Raw genomic sequence first — 18570 nt, forward strand, 5'->3', positions numbered from 1 at the left:
AACCATGGTATTAACATAAAATAATACAGGCATCGGGCCGGTCACGATAAAGCTGGCACAATACTTGCTGAAAAGCGCCTTTCATAATATAAACTCCGGTAATATCCACAAGTCAGTGATTTTTAAGTAATTGCAATATTTTCTTAATGTTTCTCGTAATTCATTGATTTTTCCCCTCACTTATTCACTCTTTAGGGTGAGAAACATAAATCTGTTTTATGTGCCAATTTTTTGTGCACAAAGTTATCCACAGAACATTCATCAGAATATTTGTCATAAGATGCAAGCCAGTCCGAGAAAATTCTCGCAAAATTCGTCTATATCGGCACAGTATGGCATTCTATTCTTTATTTATCTCACCGAACGACTAAGAAGATTTTATGGCACAGATAGCAGACAATCCCTTGATTTTGGTTGATGGCTCTTCATACCTTTATCGTGCGTACCATGCGTTTCCTCCCTTGACGAACAGTGCAGGAGAACCGACAGGCGCCATGTATGGTGTACTGAACATGCTGCGTAGTTTAATCATGCAGTATAAACCCAGCCATGTGGCGGTTGTATTTGATGCCAAGGGCAAAACGTTCCGTGATGAGCTGTTTGCTGAATATAAATCTCACCGGCCACCGATGCCGGATGATTTACGTGCGCAGATCGAGCCATTGCACAAAATGGTTAAGGCAATGGGATTGCCCATCTTGGTCATTTCAGGCGTTGAAGCTGATGATGTGATAGGAACATTGGCATTGCAGGCTGAAAAAGAAGGCCGTTCTGTGCTTATCAGCACCGGGGATAAGGATATGGCTCAGCTGGTTACCCCGAATATTACGCTGATTAATACCATGACCAATACTATTCTGGGGCCTGAGGGCGTGACGGAAAAGTATGGTATCCCACCTGAACTGATCGTCGATTTTCTCGCTCTGATGGGGGATTCTTCTGACAATATTCCCGGCGTTCCCGGCGTTGGGGAGAAAACAGCATTAGGATTGTTGCAAGGCCTTGGTGGGCTGGATGAAATTTATGCGAGACTTGATGACATTGCTACCCTCAGTTTCCGTGGCGCCAAAACGCTGGGCGGGAAAATGGAGCAACATAAAGAAGTTGCTTATCTTTCATATAAATTAGCGACGATTAAGACGGATGTTGAGCTGGATATGACCTGTCTGGAGCTGTCTGTTTCACCACCTGATGCGGATGAATTATTGGCGCTGTTCAGCCATTATGAGTTCAAACGCTGGATCAACGACGTACAGAATGGCACATGGCTGGACGGGAATGGTCAAAAACCCGCAAATACCAGCACAAAATCAGACTCCGCAGCCGTTGCTCCTACGGCAGTCAATATTTCACCGGACCGCTATCAAACGATCCTTGATCGTCAATCCCTTGATGAGTGGATTGAAAAACTAAAACAGGCCCCTGCATTTTCTTTTGATACCGAAACTGATGGCCTGGATACGTTGACGGCTAATCTGGTGGGAATGTCTTTTGCTATTGCCATTGGTGAATCAGAGGTTGAGGCCGCTTATCTGCCATTAGGGCATGATTATCTGGATGCACCGCAACAGCTGGATTTGAGGGAGGTTCTCCCGGCACTCAAGCCATTGTTGGAAGATGCCAGCCTGCCTAAAATTGGTCAGAACTTGAAATTTGATCGTGGGGTCCTGGAACGTCATGGCATTGCTTTAAATGGCATCGGCTTTGATACCATGCTTGAGTCATATGTTTTGAACAGCGTGGTAGGGCGGCATGACATGGATAGTCTGGCGGAACGTCATCTTGGTTATAAAACCACGACGTTTGAAGAAATCGCAGGAAAGGGCAAGAAACAGCTGACTTTCAATCAAATCCCGTTGGAAGAAGCATCAAAATATGCGGCTGAGGATGCGGATGTCACTTTGCGGTTGCATCAGGCCATGTATCCACAGTTAGAAAAAGTGCCGACGCTGCAACAGGTTTTCCAGGAAATCGAAATGCCGTTAGTGCCTGTGCTTTCCCGCATTGAGCGCACGGGAGTATTGATTGATGCTCCGACGCTGGCGGAACATTCACGGGAAATCACTGCCCGCCTGGAGGAGCTGGAAAAATCCGCCTATGCACTGGCGGGTGAAGAATTTAATCTGGCTTCACCAAAACAGTTACAAGTTATTTTGTTTGAAAAGATGAAATTGCCTGTGCTGAAAAAAACACCGAACGGTGCGCCATCAACGAATGAAGAAGTGCTGGAAGAGCTGGCTGAACAACATGAATTACCCCGCGTCATTTTAGAACACCGTGGTTTGGCAAAATTAAAATCCACCTATACCGACAAATTGCCCCAGATGGTGAATCCGCTGACAAATCGTGTCCATACTTCATACCATCAGGCGGTAACCGCGACGGGGCGCCTCTCTTCCCGCGATCCGAACCTGCAAAATATCCCTGTCCGCAATGAGGAAGGGCGGCGTATCCGTCAGGCATTTATTGCCCCGGAAGATTATCTCATTATGGCGGCAGACTATTCGCAGATTGAATTGCGGATTATGGCGCATTTATCACAGGATAAAGGATTGTTGGATGCATTTGCACAGGGCAAGGATATCCACCGCGCGACAGCAGCGGAAGTCTTTGGGGTGCCATTGGAACAGGTTACCAGCGAACAGCGCCGCAGCGCCAAGGCGATTAACTTTGGCCTGATTTATGGCATGAGCGCGTTTGGTCTGTCCCGTCAGTTAGGCATTCCTCGTGGTGAAGCACAGCGCTATATGGATCTCTATTTCGAACGTTATCCGGGCGTTTGGGCGTATATGGAACGTACCCGTCAGGAAACGGCGGAGAACGGTTTTGTTGAAACATTGAAAGGCCGTCGCCTGTACCTGCCAGATATCAAGTCACGCAATGCCATGCGCCGTAAAGCGGCCGAACGTGAGGCCATCAATGCCCCGATGCAGGGGACTGCGGCGGATATCATCAAGTTAGCCATGATTGCGGTGGATGATTGGATTGTCAATGAACAGCCGAATGTACGCATGATCATGCAGGTTCACGATGAATTGGTGTTTGAAGTGCACAAATCGGAGCTGGAGGTGGCAGAGCAGAAAATCAGGGCATTGATGGAACAAAGCATGGAGCTTGATGTACCGCTGAAAGTGGATGTGGGGACAGGTGATAATTGGGATCAGGCCCATTAAGCCCGTATGGTGCTAATTTCAGGATCTGTGGAATAAATTCAGGAGTCGCAGGCATGCGGCTCTTTTTTTATCTGTGATTTTTTCAGGCTGAGTTTTATGCCCGATGGATTTTCAGTCAACAATACGGCAACTTGCACGCTGGTGGGTAAATTATATTGAATGATTTTTATGAAATAGCTGATTGATTAATGATCTGCATGTACGTTTATCGTATCGTGAAGAGGCTTACCATAACAATTTAGGTTAGGTTTAAGACTAGATCTAGATCTCACAAATATGTAATTAAACTACATAAAAGATGATGATTTAATCTGATTTGGTTAAATAATAGAAGCTGACTCGAGACAATGAGTGAAAATTAATTACAAAAAAGTCTTTTTTTGATGAGAAGAATAGGGTAGAGTTGTCGGCGTAGGGTACAGAGGTAAGATGTTCTATCTTTCAGACCTTTTACTTCACGTAATCGGATTTAGCTGAATATTAGCTGCCCCAGTCATTTCTTTTGACTGGGGCGTTTTTTTATGCCCGATTTACTCAGATTCAATTTCAATGGCAGGTTGGTTGAACCAAAGGTCAAGTTTCTGTTCGAGTTTATCAATGCCGATTTTTTTCAGGGCCGAGAAGTATTCGATCTGAACATCCCCATCCAGAGAGGCCAGTTCCTGACGGACTTTAGCCAACTGGCTCTTGCGGGCACCCGATGCCAGCTTATCCGCTTTGGTCAGCAAAACCATGACAGGAACTTGCATCACAACGGCCCATTCAATCATTTGCATATCGAGATCTTTCAGCGGATGACGGATATCCATCAGAACCACCAAGCCTAATAGACATTCGCGCTTCTGGAGATATTCCCCCAAGGCTTTCTGCCATTTACGCTTCATCTCTTCCGGGACTTCTGCATAACCATAACCCGGCAAATCCACCAGACGAATACCGTCTTCCACTTCGAACAAGTTAATTAATTGGGTACGCCCGGGGGTTTTACTGGTACGCGCAAGGCTCTTTTGGCGAGTCAGTGCATTCAGGGCGCTGGATTTACCCGCATTTGACCGACCGGCAAACGCGACCTCAATGCCCACATCCTGAGGCAGGTGGCGAATGTCAGGTGCACTCGTGACAAAATGGGTCATGTGATAGTTGTAGTTTTTGATGGTCAAAATGGTTATCTCCCAGAGGAATACACAAAAAAATAGCGGGGTGATTATACCGGGAGCAATGGCTTGTGGACAGGCGTAACTTTATTCCTGCATCTAAGTAACATTAATAGTGCCATTTATTCAGGTAATTTATTCGGATAACGAATAATGAAGATGGTCAGCAAACCGGGTATAGAGTTCACCGTGAGCCACCACATGCAAGGCAATCTGAATATCTGGCAGGCTGGGAATGTCATGTTCAGTAGATAATACATACAGGTCACCGGACAGTTCATTATAGGGCAATAATGTAATCCCAAAATTATGCTTCACTGCACTTTTTATGTTTTCCAATGAGGCACTGACGTAGGAAAAAAAATAGGGCTTGTCGACATGTTCCAGCCCGGTTATGGCACATTCGCGAATAGCATAGCCCTCGGGAAAGGTAACCAGTGGAATTTCTTCAATGTTGTTGAAATATTCTGGTTTTGAGGCCACCCAATACAATTGTTCAATGGACAGAACTTTTTTATTGTGGGTATTGTTCGGCTGCCCCGCCATTTCCTTGATAATGGCTATATCCAGTTGCTGCTCTTCCAGCAGGGAAGAAAGTACCGGAGAGGAGGCGGCTGCAATTTCTATCTTTAGTTCAGGATGTTTGGCCAAAAATTGGGAGATGATTTCATGCAGGTTTTCAATGTTGAAATCATTGGGAATGCCAAGCCTTATGTTGCCTCTCAGATAGTGTTTTTTCACGGACTGAAGCGCTTGGGTCATGCGAAAAAGAATATCTTTTGCCGCAGGTAACAGCTGCTTTCCCTCATCAGTCAAACCGACAATATAACCCGGACGTCGGTCGATGAGCCGGCAACCAATCACTTCCTCAAGGCGTTTGATGCTAAGACTCAGTGTTGATTGCGTACGTCCCAATTCTTCACCTGCTTTAGCAAACCCGCTATGTTTGGCAACGGATACAAATGCACGTAATTGTTCAAGTGTGATCCCCCGACCATCAAAACGATTGGTTCGAATATCCAAGTTCATAGAGTCTCCCTTGCTGCCATCATTGATAAATTCAATGATAAGAAAGAAATTATTTATTTAACAAAATTAAATAATTACTTCAATATCATTTATGAGTTAGCCGTTTTTTAATAACTATATTAAGGCGAATCCACCAGGGAATTTGCATAACTCCACATAAAATTTTCTATAAGATCTCTCATATGACAATGATTGTAGCGCCAGTATTTTTGGTTATATTGGTCGGGTATGTTTTTGGGCGATTGCGTCCCGAAAGTGGGCAGTCTGATAAGTTAATCAATGACTACGTTCTTTATATTGCACTGCCCGCTTTATTGTTTCTCGCCATTGCCCGGGCAGATACGAGCGAGCTGAAACAGTGGGGATTTATCTATGCCACTCTGATTGGTATTGGTGTTACATATGTTCTGGGAACGTTAATCGCGAAAATGATGAAGATTGACCTTCCTCAATCATCGATTTTAAGTATAGGGGCCTGTTTCGGTACAACCGGATATATGGGAGTCCCGATCCTGATTTCTGTCTATGGGGAATCCGCTGCTCTTCCTGCCGCCGTTGCCACTATTTTGCATAATGTTCCGGCCATCATGGCGGTTATCATTACTTATGACATTTTTTCTATGCGTCAAACGAGTGGCAAGATATCGGTTAGTCAAAGTCTGGGCAAGGCATTGAAAACCACAATGACTAATCCGCTGACTGTTTCGGTGATGGTGGGGTTGCTCTTTGTCGGGCTTGGTATTCCTGTTCCGGAATTTCTACAGTCGTTTGCGGGTTTTCTTGGCAGTGCCGCTGGCCCAACAGCGTTGTTTGCGCTGGGATTGGGACTGTCTCGGCTCAAAGTCACCGAACATATTCATGGCGAAACGTTAAAACTGGTGATCCCGATGTTATTGCTCAAACTGGGTATACAGCCACTGGTGACCTTTATCGCGGCTTATTACTTATTCGGGATGCAGCAATGGGATAATATTTGGCTGATAGTTGCCATTGTCATGGCTGCACAACCTATCGGTGCCGGGGTATATGTTTTTGCCAATCAGTATGGCTTCAAACAGGAAGTTATTTCTCTGTCCATTATTGCTTCCCTGATTATTGCTTTGGTCACCATGCCTATTATTTTGCCATTATTTCCTATTTAATCTCCTTACTGAGTCAGATAATAGGATATCAGTCTATTTCTGATGTAGACAAAGCATCATTTTTAAGCTTATTCCTAAAATAACTTTTATTAAAAATATGAGAATCTAAAATCTCGATTGCGGGAATTTACTGCTATTTATCGAAAGTACCCGTAAATGTAGGTAAATCTTTGGAAGTTATCCCTATTGAGAATTACACTTAATGGGTTTTGTTGTTATGAATCTTATAATTGACCTCAAAAAAATAAAGGAACCATCAATGTTTAAACGTATTCTTGTGTCGTTTATGACTGCATGTGCTATCGGGGCGATAGCTGTTCCAGCATTGGCTGCCGAAACCCACGTGAAGCTTGTCACGTCAGCCGGAGAAATCGAACTGCTGTTGGATGGTGACAAGGCACCGATCAGCACCAAGAATTTCGTTGAATATGTCAATGAGGGATTTTATGACAACACCATTTTTCACCGTGTTATTCCCGGCTTTATGATCCAGGGAGGGGGCTTCACAAAAGACATGAAGCAAAAAACAACCAAAGCCCCAATCAAGAATGAAGCCGATAACGGGTTACGTAATCTTCGTGGCACGATCGCCATGGCGCGTACCGCAGATAAAGACAGTGCAACCAGCCAGTTTTTTATCAATGTGACTGATAATGCGTTTTTGGACCACTATCAGCGTGATTATGGCTATGCTGTCTTTGGGAAAGTGGTAAAAGGCATGGATATCGTTGATAAAATTTCTCAGGTCAAAACAGAAAATGTGGGTCCGTACCAAAATGTCCCCGTGCAGCCAGTTATGATCTTGTCGGCCAAAGTTGAGCCTTAATTGGCGCATTCCGATCATTGATTTGACGTAGCCAGCCGATTCATGGCCTGAAAAATAAAAGGCATTGAAGGAAGTATTTGAATAATCAGAATGAGTTATTTGAGTACTTCTGGCTGCCTTTGGCCTCTTCTCTTCTCTCCGCCCGCCCCTATTTTAAAAATGCTTCTGTGGTATGATGAGTTCCCCTGTTGATACTGATTTACCTGATTTTACTGTAATACAGAATACCTCAATGGGGTAGGACAACTTATATACCCAATGAATTTCAAGATGCAGCACGCTGGTCAGGGAACGAATTTGCCCAGCCAAAGGCTGGCCTTCGCGAGAGACAAGCGTTTTTCATTCATCCCCTGAAGCATAGGAAGCACAGAGAGTGATAAGGCTGGGGCGTGTGAAGCCAATAAAGCAGCAACTTGAAAGGTGATGGGTGTAATACTATAAAAATCAGTAGGATATACTCCTATGTTATTAATAATAGATAACTACGATTCTTTTACATTCAATTTATATCAATATTTTTGCGAATTAGGGACAGAGGTTTTAGTCAAGCGTAATGATGAGCTTCAACTTGAAGATATTGAAAAGTTGGCGCCCACACATTTAGTGATTTCGCCGGGGCCTTGTACTCCTGATGAAGCTGGGATTTCACTGGAAGCCATTTCGTATTTTGCTGGTAAGTTGCCGATCCTGGGTGTGTGTTTGGGGCATCAGGCGATAGGCCAGGCTTTTGGGGCCAGCGTGGTTAAAGCCCGTGAGGTTATGCATGGAAAGACCAGCCTGCTTCACCATAGCCAGCAAGGTGTATTCAAGGGGTTGGATCACCCGTTGACCGTCACTCGGTATCACTCTCTGGTTATTGCCGCTGAAACGCTCCCCGCATCGTTTGAAGTGACTGCGTGGAGTCAGCGCAATGGCGATGTCGATGAAATCATGGGGATACGTCACCGTACTTTGCCGCTGGAAGGTGTGCAGTTCCATCCGGAAAGTATCTTGAGTGAACAGGGGCACGAGCTGTTAAACAATTTTCTCAAATATTAATCAGAGACTATTGATAATCCCTCACTCGGCTTTTTTTATTTGCTTTGATTTAGTGTTTTATTCATATTTGGTGATTATTATTTCACTTTGATATAGCAAATATAAAAACAAGGTGGGGGAATAACAGAGAAAATGGCAATAAATCGGGATAGTCACAATCGGATTATATTACCCATTCCCTTAAAATCCCGAAATGCAGTATTCTGGCATATCGCAAGCCGCAAAGGGGAATGGGGTGAGGCAACAAAAAAGCCAGTGTGGGGCATCAATGACAACACTGGCTTAATTTCAGTTTCTTCAGGAACTAACGTGTTCCATAAACGACAATGGTTTTGCCATGTGCAGAGATCAAGTTTTGATCTTCCAGCATCTTCAAAATACGACCAACTGTTTCGCGGGAACAACCGACAATCTGCCCAATTTCCTGACGTGTGATTTTAATCTGCATCCCATCAGGGTGAGTCATTGCATCAGGCTGTTTAGCGAGATTGAGTAGTGTTTGGGCTATGCGGCCTGTGACATCCAGAAAGGCTAAGTTCCCCACTTTCTCGGAAGTGGTTTGCAGGCGAACTGCCATCTGAGCAGATAAACGCATCAGAATATCTGGGTTAACCTGAATGAGCTGGCGAAATTTCTTGTAGGAAATTTCAGCCACTTCACAAGCACTTTTCGCTCGCACCCATGCCGTGCGTTCTTGCCCTTCTTCAAACAATCCAAGCTCACCAATGAAATCCCCCTGATTTAAATAAGAGAGGATCATTTCTTTGCCTTCTTCATCTTTTATTAAAACAGCAACTGAGCCTTTAACAATGTAGTAAAGCGTTTCTGCTTTCTCGCCTTGATGAATGAGTGTGCTCTTGGATGGATATTTGTGAATATGGCAGTGTGACAAAAACCATTCAAGAGTAGGGTCTGTTTGTGGCTTGCCGAGAACCATTCGCTTTATCCTCTGTTGTTATTTCTGCCTTATGATTTGAGAAACAGGAAGTTTCTCTTCAGGCTGGCTTTACAAAGTTAATAGATTAACATATTAACTTGCTGAAAAACTGACAAGCGAGAATTTTATATAGATGATAAGAATAACGAGGTGCTGATGCATATTCTTATACTATTTACCTTGCCTATCTCGTTTGTAACCTTGTTTGTAACACAGGAAAACGTTTCTGTCTTCCCCTGTATCGCTTCAGCATGTTAAACAGGTTGCCAGATTACCATAAATCCATCTAATGGGTCGGTTTTATTATGATACGAATCACCCGATTAAATAAAAATAGATAGTAATATTTTTTTGTTACCTATATTAAATTAAAAGTTAACTCAGGCTTAATTTATGAAATTTTTTTGCCTGCCAATAATTGTTTAACAAGGGGAGCCATAATTAATTCCATGGCGAGTCCCATTTTTCCACCCGGGACGACGATAGTATTTATGCTGGAAATAAATGAGCCCTGAAGCATTGCCAGTAAATAGGGAAAATCAATTTGGGTCAGGCCACGGAAGCGGATGACGATGAAACTTTCATCCAGGGAAGGGATGGCTTTGGCGGAAAAAGGATTGGATGTATCGACCGTGGGAACGCGTTGGAAGTTGATGTGAGTACGTGAGAATTGTGGTGTGATATAGCGGATATAGTCATCCATAGAACGTACCACCGAATCCATAACCGCTTCTCTGGAGTGCCCGCGTTCACTGGTATCACGGATCAACTTCTGTATCCATTCCAGATTGACTATCGGAACGACGCCCACCAATAAATCCACATGGCTGGCAACATTGTGTTGTGGCGTGACAACCCCACCATGCAGCCCTTCATAAAACAGAATATCCGTGTTTGACGGCAAAGGCTCCCAGGGAGTGAAGGTGCCCGGAACTTGGTTATAGGGCACAGCCTCATCATAGGTATGGAGGTATTTCCGGCAGTGGCCATTGCCTATTTGGCCATAATCAGAAAACGTTTTTTCCAGCATGTTAAAATCATTGGCTTCCGGCCCGAAATAACTGATGTGTCTCCCTTGTTCTTTGGCTTTGCGGATCTCGGCATCCATTTCAGGGCGGGTATAACGATGGAAACTATCCCCTTCAATAAGCGCAGCAGTAGCCCCCAATTGCTGGAAAATTTTGCGAAAAGCGACACTTGTGGTGGTAGTACCTGCTCCGCTGGAACCAGTAATTGCAATAACAGGATGTTTGGCAGACATTAACAGACTCCTTATCAATGAAATATGGGATTGTTTATCGCTTAATCAGTTATTTTGGATAACGAAAACAAATCAGATTTTATGGCCGGAACATTTCCTTAGGCACAATATTGACCGTTTCATGTAATTCAGACCATACCAGCAGAACCTCACCCCGTTCAAGTTGGCGTTTAACATCCTGTACTTTTTGTTCAAGTGTTTTTTCTTGTTCTCCATAATCAGTGCCTTCCCGCAAGACAAAGCTTTCTATCAAGTTGTAAAGGGTGTCGGCTTCCAATTGCTGCCACGGGATCATCATTGTGATTGCTCCTGATCATTAGGTGAAAATGCATTATATGAGAACGAGTATGTCAGAACGATTATGTCGGAACGATTGTATGTGATAACGGTGGCACTGAAGATAATTTTTTGGTCGATGAATGTTCCAGATAAGGCGTTAACCAACCGGGAATGCGCTTCTCCAGCCACATTTCTGGTTTTTTCAGCGAACCTCCGACAAAACCGACATGGCCGCCATGTTCTGTTAGCTGATATTCAATATTAGGCGGTAACAGTGCCAACTCAGGAATGACTTCCGGCGCCATAAAAGGATCATCTTTTGCGTGGATGATCAACAAAGGCTTAGTGATATTGGGCAGGTGAGGTAATGCACTGCATTGACGATAATAGTCATCTGCATCTTTAAAACCGTGGATTTTTGCCGTGATGGCGTTATCAAACTCCCGCAATTTTTTCATTGAATTGAGCTGGGCAAGGCTTAAAGGCAGAGAATTGGGATAATGCAGTAACTTGCGGGTGGCATTATTTTTCAGCTTGCTGAGTAAATAATGTTGATACACCTGAGAGAATCCTTGTTCTATCCGCTTGGAGCAGGCTTCGAGCATAAAGGGTGCCGAGACGATAACCGCAGCATCCAATCGGGCGTTTTCTCGTTCTTCCGCCAGATAACATGCCAGCATATTTCCGCCAAGGGAATAACCCACAGCAGCAGTCGGTACATTGCCATAAGTTGAGGTTAACCAGTCCAGAAAATAACGTGCATCGCTGGTTTCTCCGGAATGGTAAATACGTTGTTGGCGGTTTGGTTCACCGCTGCATCCGCGAAAATGCATTACGACACCCAGCCAGCCTTTTTCTTTACATGCGCTGATAAGGCCGTGGGCATAAGGGCTGTTAAATCCACCTTCCAGTCCATGAAAAATGACTAACCGTGGTTTGTGGGATGCGGTTGCGGGATCTTCACTCCACGCCAAATCCACAAAATCGTCGTCGGGTAAATTGAGTCGTTGCCAATAAGGTTGCAGTTTAGGATGCCGCCGGAGCAGGCGGGGTAAAAGTGTTTGCAGATGTGGATTACTTGCGCCATTTAAGGGGGAAAAATGCTTGCTCATAATGAATTGATTTCATGATTGGTTATCTTGTATGTGGAATAACATACTGTTATTTTTCTCGAAAGGAAATGTTGGCCACTAGGGTGAGGAAAATCTACCCATGACTGTAACTTTAATATTTTCACTTAGTCTGTTTATTTTTATTTCCGCTGTCACTCCGGGCCCAAATAATCTGCTATTGACATCATCAGGTGCTAATTTTGGTATTCGTCGTTCTATGGCACTTTGCGTGGGGATCATTTTGGGAATGCAGACAATTTTAGTGCTGTCAGCATTCGGTGTTGCTGCACTGTTAATGATCTATCCTGCAATGCATACCGGTTTGAGAATACTCGGTAGCTTATATTTGTTATGGCTGGCGTGGAAAACGGGGACTTCTCATTATAAGCAATTGGATACCGGACGGTCAGCAAGAGCGCCGATGAAAATACACCAAGGCTGGTTATTGCAGTTTTTGAACCCCAAAACATGGTTAATGGGCTTGGGGGCTGTCGGCAGTTATAGTCTGCCAGGAGCATTATATAACTATTCAATATTAGCTATTGGCATTGTGATGTTAATCTCCAGTGTCATTGCCGGCACAATTTGGCTAATGCTCGGTTCGCTGATTGGCCGCTTATTAAAAAAACGGAATTCATGGTTCATTTTTAATATTGTCATGGGCGTTTTGACTGCGGCATGTGTCCCCTTAATTTGGATTAACTAAAGGGACATCATTATTAAATCACTCCAGATCAATATTTTTACTTCCAAAGAGTAATGTCAGCACAAAACCAGAAAGGTAAGCGACGATCAATCCGGCACCGTATACGGCCATGGCCGTAAAAATACCGCTGTTGGACGTCATCAGCGGTAAGGCGACCAAACCGGCGGGGCCGAAAATGCTGTTTAAACCAATCGGCAGGCCCCACCAAGCAACCAATCCGATAAAAAAACCGCCCATTGCGCCACCAAGGCAGGCGGTGACAAAAGGTTTTACGCGAGGCAGGGTGACACCATAAATCAAGGGTTCCCCTATTCCCAGAAAACCCGGAATAATGGCACCTTTGATTTGAGTACGCAGCAGGGAATCTTTTTTAGCTTTTACATATAACGCCAGTGCAGCGCCGACCTGGCCCGCGCCACCCATGGCGAGAATGGGGAATAAAGAATTGAAGCCTTGTGCATCCATCAAGGCAAAATAGACGGGAATAAGGCCTTGGTGCACACCAAACATCACCGCGATTAAAAACAATCCCGCCAGAATGGCGGTACCGAACGGGTTGCCATTTAAGTTTATGAACAGCCACGACATTGCGGTAAATAAATAACTTCCGATGGGCATAATGATGATGAACGCAACGGCACCCATGATAAGCAGAGTTATGACAGAAGTCAGGATCATATCAAGGTTGGATGGCATGATTTTTCGGACTTGTTTTTCCACCCATGCACCAAGGATACAAGCAATGAGAACACCAATAATATTGCCCCGGGGATCGATGGCGAATCCAAAGAAATCATTGATGCCGGAATAGAACCCGCTGGTGGCTTCGGCGTTATAACCCAGTACAAATAAAGATGCGATGATCGCACCATTAACCCCTGATCCCCCAAATGCTTTTTGTGCGTTGTGACCAATCAGGATGCTTAAAAAGCTAAACATGCCCTTACTGAAAATTTTCATATAGCCGATCATCTCGACCAGAATGGTGTTGGGATTTACCGTACCTTGGACAAAAATCTGCTCCAGCAGGGTAGCGAAGCCCAATAATAGGCCAACCGCGATGAATCCGGGAATAAGGGGGGTGAATATGGTGGCAAATTTAGTGAGAAACTGATGAACTGAGCTCGTTTGTTTTGCTTTTAACTGTGTTTTGAGAGAAGCTGCCGCCTCTTTCAGGTTATCAGAATGGGGTTCAGTGGCAGCTGGCTCTGGCCCGTTTAATCGCGCTTTCATCATATCCGCAGCTGTCTGGGCTATACCTGGGCCAAGGACAATCTGGAGTTGATCGTCACTTTCTATGACACCTAACACCCCCGGCATTTTTTTCAACCTTGCTTGATCGACAAGTAAATGATCAGCCAACGTTAACCGAAGGCGAGTTATGCAATTACCGCAGTGTGTCACGTTATTTGCCCCGCCAATGGCACTGAGCATTTCAACCAACATTTCCTGACTGATCTTAGCCACTGATAACCCCTTCAAAGAGGTAATGATTATCGGTCTTTTGCGATAGCCGGCCGGATAAACCCTTGATGCTCTTCTAATAACATTTTGGCTTCTTCGGCGCTGATATCCGATAAAATCATCACGATTGCCGTTTTGCAATGACCCCCACAGGCGTTCAGGGCTTTTTCTGCGGTTTCCCTGTTGCATTCAGTCGCGGCCATAACAATATTTTTCTGACGTTCAATTAATTTGGCGTTAGTGGCTTCCACGTCCACCATTAAGTTGCTGTATACCTTGCCAATGCGGATCATGGCGCCGGTTGTGATCATATTCAAGACCAGTTTCTGTGCTGTTCCTGCTTTCATGCGGGAAGAGCCCGTCATGACTTCTGGCCCTACCATGGGCGTGATAGCGATATCTGCCAATTGCGTCATCGGGCTGACTGGATTACAACTGATGCCGGCTACGGTAGCGCCAACTGATTTTGCATATTCCATTGCCCCTAAAACGTAGGGCGTCCGGCCACTGGCGGCGATCCCCACCAGAACATCCTGCTGATTAAAGTGTAGTCTCTTAAGATCGTCTGCGCCTAATTCCCGATTATCTTCTGCATTTTCGACCGCTTTTAGTATTGCCTGATGTCCACCGGCAATTAAACCGATCACTTGTTCTGGTTTTGTGCCATACGTGGGAGGGCATTCGCTGGCATCCAGAATACCTAAACGCCCGGATGTTCCCGCTCCGCTATAAATTAAACGCCCACCCTGCTGAAATGCCTCAGCCACTTTATCAACGAGCTTTGCAATGTATGGGATGGTTTTTTCAACAGCAACAGCGACTTTTTTATCTTCGGCATTGATCACTTGCAGCATATCCAATGTTGATAATTGATCAATGCTGGCGCTGGCGGGATTGCGACTTTCCGTCACCATGTTACTTAAGTTTATGCTCATCATTTTTGCCGTATGTTATGGGAAGTCAATAAATCAATTATGTATGCTGGTTATAAAATATATCAATGGATTCAATTTTGTGTAGGTTTAAATGCTGACAAATGGTTTTTATTTTCAGCCCAATAAACAGAGAGATTGAAATATTCTATCTCCGGGATTTATGAATGCAGAGATAGGAGCCATTTTGGTTAATAATAAAATAGAAAATTCTTAATGGCTTTATGTGATGAAAATTATTCTTTTTATATTTTTTATTATGCTTGTCTCACTTCCTGATTGAAATTATCATCAACAGATCGGTTAAATAAAAGAATATTAAAAAAAAGAAATTTCTTTTATTATCATATGATAGCAATCTTTCATTATATAAGCCAATAAAAAACTTTCTAATATGTCTTGAATATGATTTCATTTTTATTTTTTTCATGTTGAATAAAAATACACAGATATAATTTATATTCAGGTTATTACAAGTTGCAGTTCTGCTGGGGATGCGATTTTATTCTTTATTACTGTACTCCAGTTATTTTTTGGGGAGGCCTTTGCCACTGTGGTGAAACCTGAAATCCATTGGGTATACGGCGAGTGGAGCATCGCTGGCGATATAGCGTCAATGGTGTATTTTTTATAAGGTATTGAAAAATGAAAGAAGGTTTTTTTCACACAATGAAAACTGAAAATCATTATGGGGCGATTCCGGTAAAAGCAAGAATTTGATTTATGCTTTGGAAGTATTCTATTGAACGGCATGTATCTTCCGGTTTTATGCCACTAAAGCAGGGTAGGATTTTTAAGGTGCCAGTATATGACTTTATATTATTTAAAATATACTCGTTTTTTAGTTGTTTCAATTCTCGTCTTTCTTTTCTCTTTTCTGATAACAAATACCCATGCAAATGAGCCTGTCAAAAAGGCAGAAGCTCATATTAAAAATAGAAATGACTTTGGGAAGGTGAATGCATGGAGTGATAAATCCAATGAAAATATTTCAGAGATTAATCATGATGAAAGTAATACAGCTTTGGGCAGCGGTAATTCCCTTGAATTGAATACTCAAGATACTTTCACAAGGAATATTCAAATAGCGGCAATGGTATTGTCATCTTCTTCATCCCGGCTAACAGAACAAGCCAAATCCTACGCGTTGGGAACCTTGAATGGAACGGTTTCCAGTGCAGCTCAAAAATGGCTATCTCAATTTGGCACTGCCAAAATATATCCATAGCGGCATAAACCGCTATCCGATTTATGCCGTGGCGGAAGAAGAGAGTGGCAGGCAATCCAGAGCAACGGAAATGTTTGTCATCGTTGAGCCATTTGTGGTTAAAGAAAAACCCCAACACATTAAAGTGGACTTTTTTTTAAGTTCATAGTTTGATGTCGTTTATTTTTGTCGGCGATAAAAAACAGTAGGCGTCACTCATAAAATAACAGAGTAAAGCGGAATATTCCGATATAAAAAAGATCCAAAAATTGAAATAAGAGTAGTTATATTTCACCAATAACAAAGCATGATATAATTTATCTTGGCTATATGCTATTATTTTTTTGGATTTTGCGGTGTTTTACTCGTTTTATGACGGTTGCTGCCATGATTGTTGTATTTGATGCAATATATTAAATCCAATGACTTTATTCACACGTAAAAAGAGTAATTTGGTAATGATTCAAAAAGTGAAGAATTGCTTATTTATATGTAATATAGTTTATGTGATATATCTGCGGAATATTCCTTTATATGAATAAAGCAGATATGAGTTACTTTGTTTTTATTAATTAAATCATTAATACAACTGTTTCGTAATATGATGTTTTGATTTTTATATTTTTGGTGTCTTATTTAACCGATACTGATAATTATGGCTGAAGGTTGGATTGTCTTTTATTGTATGACATATATACCTGATGGATTTCAGGGTCGCGTTTCCGGAGTGGTAATCTGAAAGATAAGGAAGATAAAATCATTAAAAGTGATGTTATTTGTATGATGTATTTTTTATTCGTTTCAGGTTGTTGTCTGGTAAGCCAAAGCCACGATTGGAAGGAGGAGGGGAAATATCTGGCATGAATAATCGAGAGGTTCATTGTTTTCTGCATAATCAAAGATGTGTATCCAGTATTAGTCGTTATTGAAATTATTTATTTTTGTAATTAAATCACAATATTAATAAATCTTTTGCTAATTGTCCCCTTATTAACTAACATTTTATTAGTTAACATTTTGACCGGTTGACCTGACAAAATCTTTGGCAAAACACTAAGTTAAAATGCTATCACCATGAATCTGTAATGTTTTGTAGTTCTTAACAATCATTGGGCGAAAGAACATGGATATACGCAATCTTGAAGCTTTTATCGTTTTGGCTGAGACCTTGAATTATCATAAGGCTTCGGAGAGGCTTTATCTTTCTCAGCCTGCTTTAACGAAAAAAATACATGGGTTGGAAGATATTCTTGGTGCTTCACTATTTACAAGGGGGCCAAATGGAACAAGATTGACAGATTTCGGGCATAAGACGTTGGAGAATACCAAAAAGTTCTTAACGCATTATGAACAGTTTAAAAGTCAGGTTCATTTTGATTCAAAAGAAAAAATAGTCAGGCATTTATATGTCGGCTCCAGTTTCCCCATTCATAACTACGCTCAGATAGAGAAACAGGTTACAGCGAAAAAAGGGAATGTTGTTCTGGCGCTGGTAACAGGATTGTCTATTGAACAGCAAATCAATTTATTGAATTCGGGAATGTTACATGTGGCAGTCATGCCATTGGCCTCAATTGTTCAGGTAGAACCGAAAAAGGTGTTCACAGAAAATCTAGTGTATATATTTAAAAAAAGGAGTCATTTGATATCTAAATTTAGAACGACATTAAATACATTAGAACATGGAGATGTTCCGGCAATTTCATCAGAAAAAAAAGAGGTGTTAGAGTTAACTGATTGTTTAAGTGTTTTCCCTATTTATACGGATGAAAATATGAATTTGTTGTTAAAGACAAATGATATTATGTTAATTGTCGAAATGATTGTAAAAAATAGTGCTTATACATGTGTCCCTAAGCGGATTATTAGTTCTATTCCCGAGTGTTATATGAATAATTTGGAAATTATTGAGACAGATAAAAAAATTGAGCTGGGCGTGTTTTGGGGAAATACAATGGATAGTTACCTGTTTGATGATGCAGAGCATTTCTCCGCATTGGTTGCCAATATTTAGCTCAATGAATAAAGCCTGTTCTCTATGAAATATGTGGTCATCAGAACTCATCACTCAAGGCTAGAGTTTGGCGAGCAAAGTATAAAAATGATCCGCAGTAATGAGCCAGGAGAGAAAAATGAGAATAGGGAGCCGAGTATTTTCTCATTATGATAAATAATCCTCCGGCATAAATGAATTGTCATTTTTATGGCGAGTAAATCCGCTGTTTATAGTGCGTTATTATTTTACTATGTAAACTGGGAGCAATATTTTCAATACCTTAGCCCGTGACGAGATAAAACAGCAGGAATAAG

Annotated in this window: 16 protein-coding genes; 8 read left to right on the plus strand and 8 right to left on the minus strand. The window is 42.5% G+C overall.

Annotated elements, in window-relative coordinates; translation table 11 throughout:
• Positions 1 to 380 precede the first annotated feature (380 nt).
• Positions 381 to 3173, plus strand: a complete 2793-nt coding sequence (gene polA / locus Xsze_RS05750) for a DNA polymerase I (protein ID WP_038238874.1) — start codon at positions 381 to 383, stop codon at positions 3171 to 3173.
• 429 nt (positions 3174 to 3602) lie between these two features.
• Positions 3603 to 3650: a small protein SpfP gene (spfP, locus tag Xsze_RS23465; protein WP_438361642.1), complete on the plus strand. Its 48-nt coding sequence runs from the start codon at positions 3603 to 3605 to the stop codon at positions 3648 to 3650.
• Positions 3651 to 3703: 53 nt separating this feature from the next.
• Here the strand turns inward: spfP and yihA are convergent, their stop codons facing one another.
• Positions 3704 to 4333: a ribosome biogenesis GTP-binding protein YihA/YsxC gene (yihA, locus tag Xsze_RS05755; RefSeq protein WP_038238873.1), complete on the minus strand. Its 630-nt coding sequence runs from the start codon at positions 4331 to 4333 to the stop codon at positions 3704 to 3706.
• Between the two features lie 129 nt (positions 4334 to 4462).
• Positions 4463 to 5356 carry a LysR family transcriptional regulator gene (locus tag Xsze_RS05760; protein ID WP_038238871.1) on the minus strand — a complete coding sequence of 298 codons (894 nt, stop codon included), beginning with the start codon at positions 5354 to 5356 and terminating at the stop codon, positions 4463 to 4465.
• Between the two features lie 182 nt (positions 5357 to 5538).
• Between Xsze_RS05760 and Xsze_RS05765 the strand changes: the two genes are divergently transcribed.
• The 3 genes from Xsze_RS05765 to Xsze_RS05775 all read left to right on the plus strand — a co-directional run bounded on the left by Xsze_RS05765 (position 5539) and on the right by Xsze_RS05775 (position 8362).
• Positions 5539 to 6498, plus strand: a complete 960-nt coding sequence (locus tag Xsze_RS05765; RefSeq protein WP_038238869.1) for an AEC family transporter — start codon at positions 5539 to 5541, stop codon at positions 6496 to 6498.
• Positions 6499 to 6757: 259 nt separating this feature from the next.
• Entirely contained in the window at positions 6758 to 7324 is a 567-nt protein-coding gene (gene ppiA, locus Xsze_RS05770; RefSeq protein ID WP_038238920.1) for a peptidylprolyl isomerase A, read from the plus strand.
• Between the two features lie 462 nt (positions 7325 to 7786).
• Positions 7787 to 8362 (plus strand): aminodeoxychorismate synthase component II, encoded by a 576-nt coding sequence (locus tag Xsze_RS05775; protein WP_038238867.1) that lies wholly within the window; start codon positions 7787 to 7789, stop codon positions 8360 to 8362.
• A gap of 304 nt (positions 8363 to 8666) precedes the next feature.
• Here Xsze_RS05775 and crp read toward each other — a convergent pair whose 3' ends face one another.
• The 4 genes from crp to Xsze_RS05795 form a co-directional block, all read right to left on the minus strand.
• Positions 8667 to 9299, minus strand: coding sequence for a cAMP-activated global transcriptional regulator CRP (crp, locus tag Xsze_RS05780; protein WP_038238865.1), 633 nt, complete (start codon positions 9297 to 9299; stop codon positions 8667 to 8669).
• 391 nt (positions 9300 to 9690) lie between these two features.
• Positions 9691 to 10560, minus strand: coding sequence for a phosphoribulokinase (locus Xsze_RS05785; RefSeq protein WP_038238863.1), 870 nt, complete (start codon positions 10558 to 10560; stop codon positions 9691 to 9693).
• A 79-nt stretch (positions 10561 to 10639) separates the two neighbouring features.
• Positions 10640 to 10858 carry a YheU family protein gene (locus tag Xsze_RS05790; protein ID WP_038238861.1) on the minus strand — a complete coding sequence of 73 codons (219 nt, stop codon included), beginning with the start codon at positions 10856 to 10858 and terminating at the stop codon, positions 10640 to 10642.
• A 61-nt stretch (positions 10859 to 10919) separates the two neighbouring features.
• On the minus strand, positions 10920 to 11951 hold the full coding sequence (locus Xsze_RS05795) for a hydrolase (RefSeq protein WP_051462410.1): 1032 nt from the start codon (positions 11949 to 11951) through the stop codon (positions 10920 to 10922).
• Between the two features lie 100 nt (positions 11952 to 12051).
• Here Xsze_RS05795 and Xsze_RS05800 point away from each other — a divergent pair, with 100 nt between their 5' ends.
• On the plus strand, positions 12052 to 12657 hold the full coding sequence (locus Xsze_RS05800; RefSeq protein WP_038238858.1) for a LysE family translocator: 606 nt from the start codon (positions 12052 to 12054) through the stop codon (positions 12655 to 12657).
• Between the two features lie 18 nt (positions 12658 to 12675).
• Here Xsze_RS05800 and murP read toward each other — a convergent pair whose 3' ends face one another.
• Together murP and murQ are read right to left on the minus strand one after the other, a co-directional pair.
• A complete protein-coding gene (gene murP, locus Xsze_RS05805) occupies positions 12676 to 14124 on the minus strand; it encodes a PTS N-acetylmuramic acid transporter subunit IIBC (protein WP_038238856.1) in 1449 nt (482 codons plus the stop codon).
• A gap of 26 nt (positions 14125 to 14150) precedes the next feature.
• Complete coding sequence (murQ, locus tag Xsze_RS05810; protein WP_038238854.1) at positions 14151 to 15056, minus strand: N-acetylmuramic acid 6-phosphate etherase; 906 nt, start codon at positions 15054 to 15056, stop codon at positions 14151 to 14153.
• Between the two features lie 805 nt (positions 15057 to 15861).
• Here murQ and Xsze_RS05815 point away from each other — a divergent pair.
• Positions 15862 to 16281, plus strand: a complete 420-nt coding sequence (locus Xsze_RS05815) for a hypothetical protein (protein WP_038238852.1) — start codon at positions 15862 to 15864, stop codon at positions 16279 to 16281.
• Positions 16282 to 17383: 1102 nt separating this feature from the next.
• Positions 17384 to 18274, plus strand: a complete 891-nt coding sequence (locus tag Xsze_RS05820) for a LysR family transcriptional regulator (RefSeq protein WP_038238849.1) — start codon at positions 17384 to 17386, stop codon at positions 18272 to 18274.
• Positions 18275 to 18570: the final 296 nt, after the last annotated feature.

It is taken from the genome of Xenorhabdus szentirmaii DSM 16338, assembly GCF_002632585.1.
GTDB classification, from domain to species: domain Bacteria; phylum Pseudomonadota; class Gammaproteobacteria; order Enterobacterales; family Enterobacteriaceae; genus Xenorhabdus; species Xenorhabdus szentirmaii.

Excerpts from the sequence above, each read along its gene's own strand:
- Xsze_RS05790 (WP_038238861.1), bottom strand. The coding sequence starts at position 10,858 with ATGATGATCCCGTGGCAGCAATTGGAAGCCGACACCCTTTACAACTTG.
- Xsze_RS05760 (WP_038238871.1), bottom strand. The coding sequence starts at position 5,356 with ATGAACTTGGATATTCGAACCAATCGTTTTGATGGTCGGGGGATCACA.
- Xsze_RS05765 (WP_038238869.1), top strand. The coding sequence starts at position 5,539 with ATGACAATGATTGTAGCGCCAGTATTTTTGGTTATATTGGTCGGGTAT.
- polA (WP_038238874.1), top strand. The coding sequence starts at position 381 with ATGGCACAGATAGCAGACAATCCCTTGATTTTGGTTGATGGCTCTTCA.
- murQ (WP_038238854.1), bottom strand. The coding sequence starts at position 15,056 with ATGAGCATAAACTTAAGTAACATGGTGACGGAAAGTCGCAATCCCGCC.
- Xsze_RS05795 (WP_051462410.1), bottom strand. The coding sequence starts at position 11,951 with ATGAGCAAGCATTTTTCCCCCTTAAATGGCGCAAGTAATCCACATCTG.
- Xsze_RS05800 (WP_038238858.1), top strand. The coding sequence starts at position 12,052 with ATGACTGTAACTTTAATATTTTCACTTAGTCTGTTTATTTTTATTTCC.
- crp (WP_038238865.1), bottom strand. The coding sequence starts at position 9,299 with ATGGTTCTCGGCAAGCCACAAACAGACCCTACTCTTGAATGGTTTTTG.
- ppiA (WP_038238920.1), top strand. The coding sequence starts at position 6,758 with ATGTTTAAACGTATTCTTGTGTCGTTTATGACTGCATGTGCTATCGGG.
- Xsze_RS05815 (WP_038238852.1), top strand. The coding sequence starts at position 15,862 with ATGACTTTATATTATTTAAAATATACTCGTTTTTTAGTTGTTTCAATT.
- Xsze_RS05820 (WP_038238849.1), top strand. The coding sequence starts at position 17,384 with ATGGATATACGCAATCTTGAAGCTTTTATCGTTTTGGCTGAGACCTTG.
- Xsze_RS05775 (WP_038238867.1), top strand. The coding sequence starts at position 7,787 with ATGTTATTAATAATAGATAACTACGATTCTTTTACATTCAATTTATAT.
- Xsze_RS05785 (WP_038238863.1), bottom strand. The coding sequence starts at position 10,560 with ATGTCTGCCAAACATCCTGTTATTGCAATTACTGGTTCCAGCGGAGCA.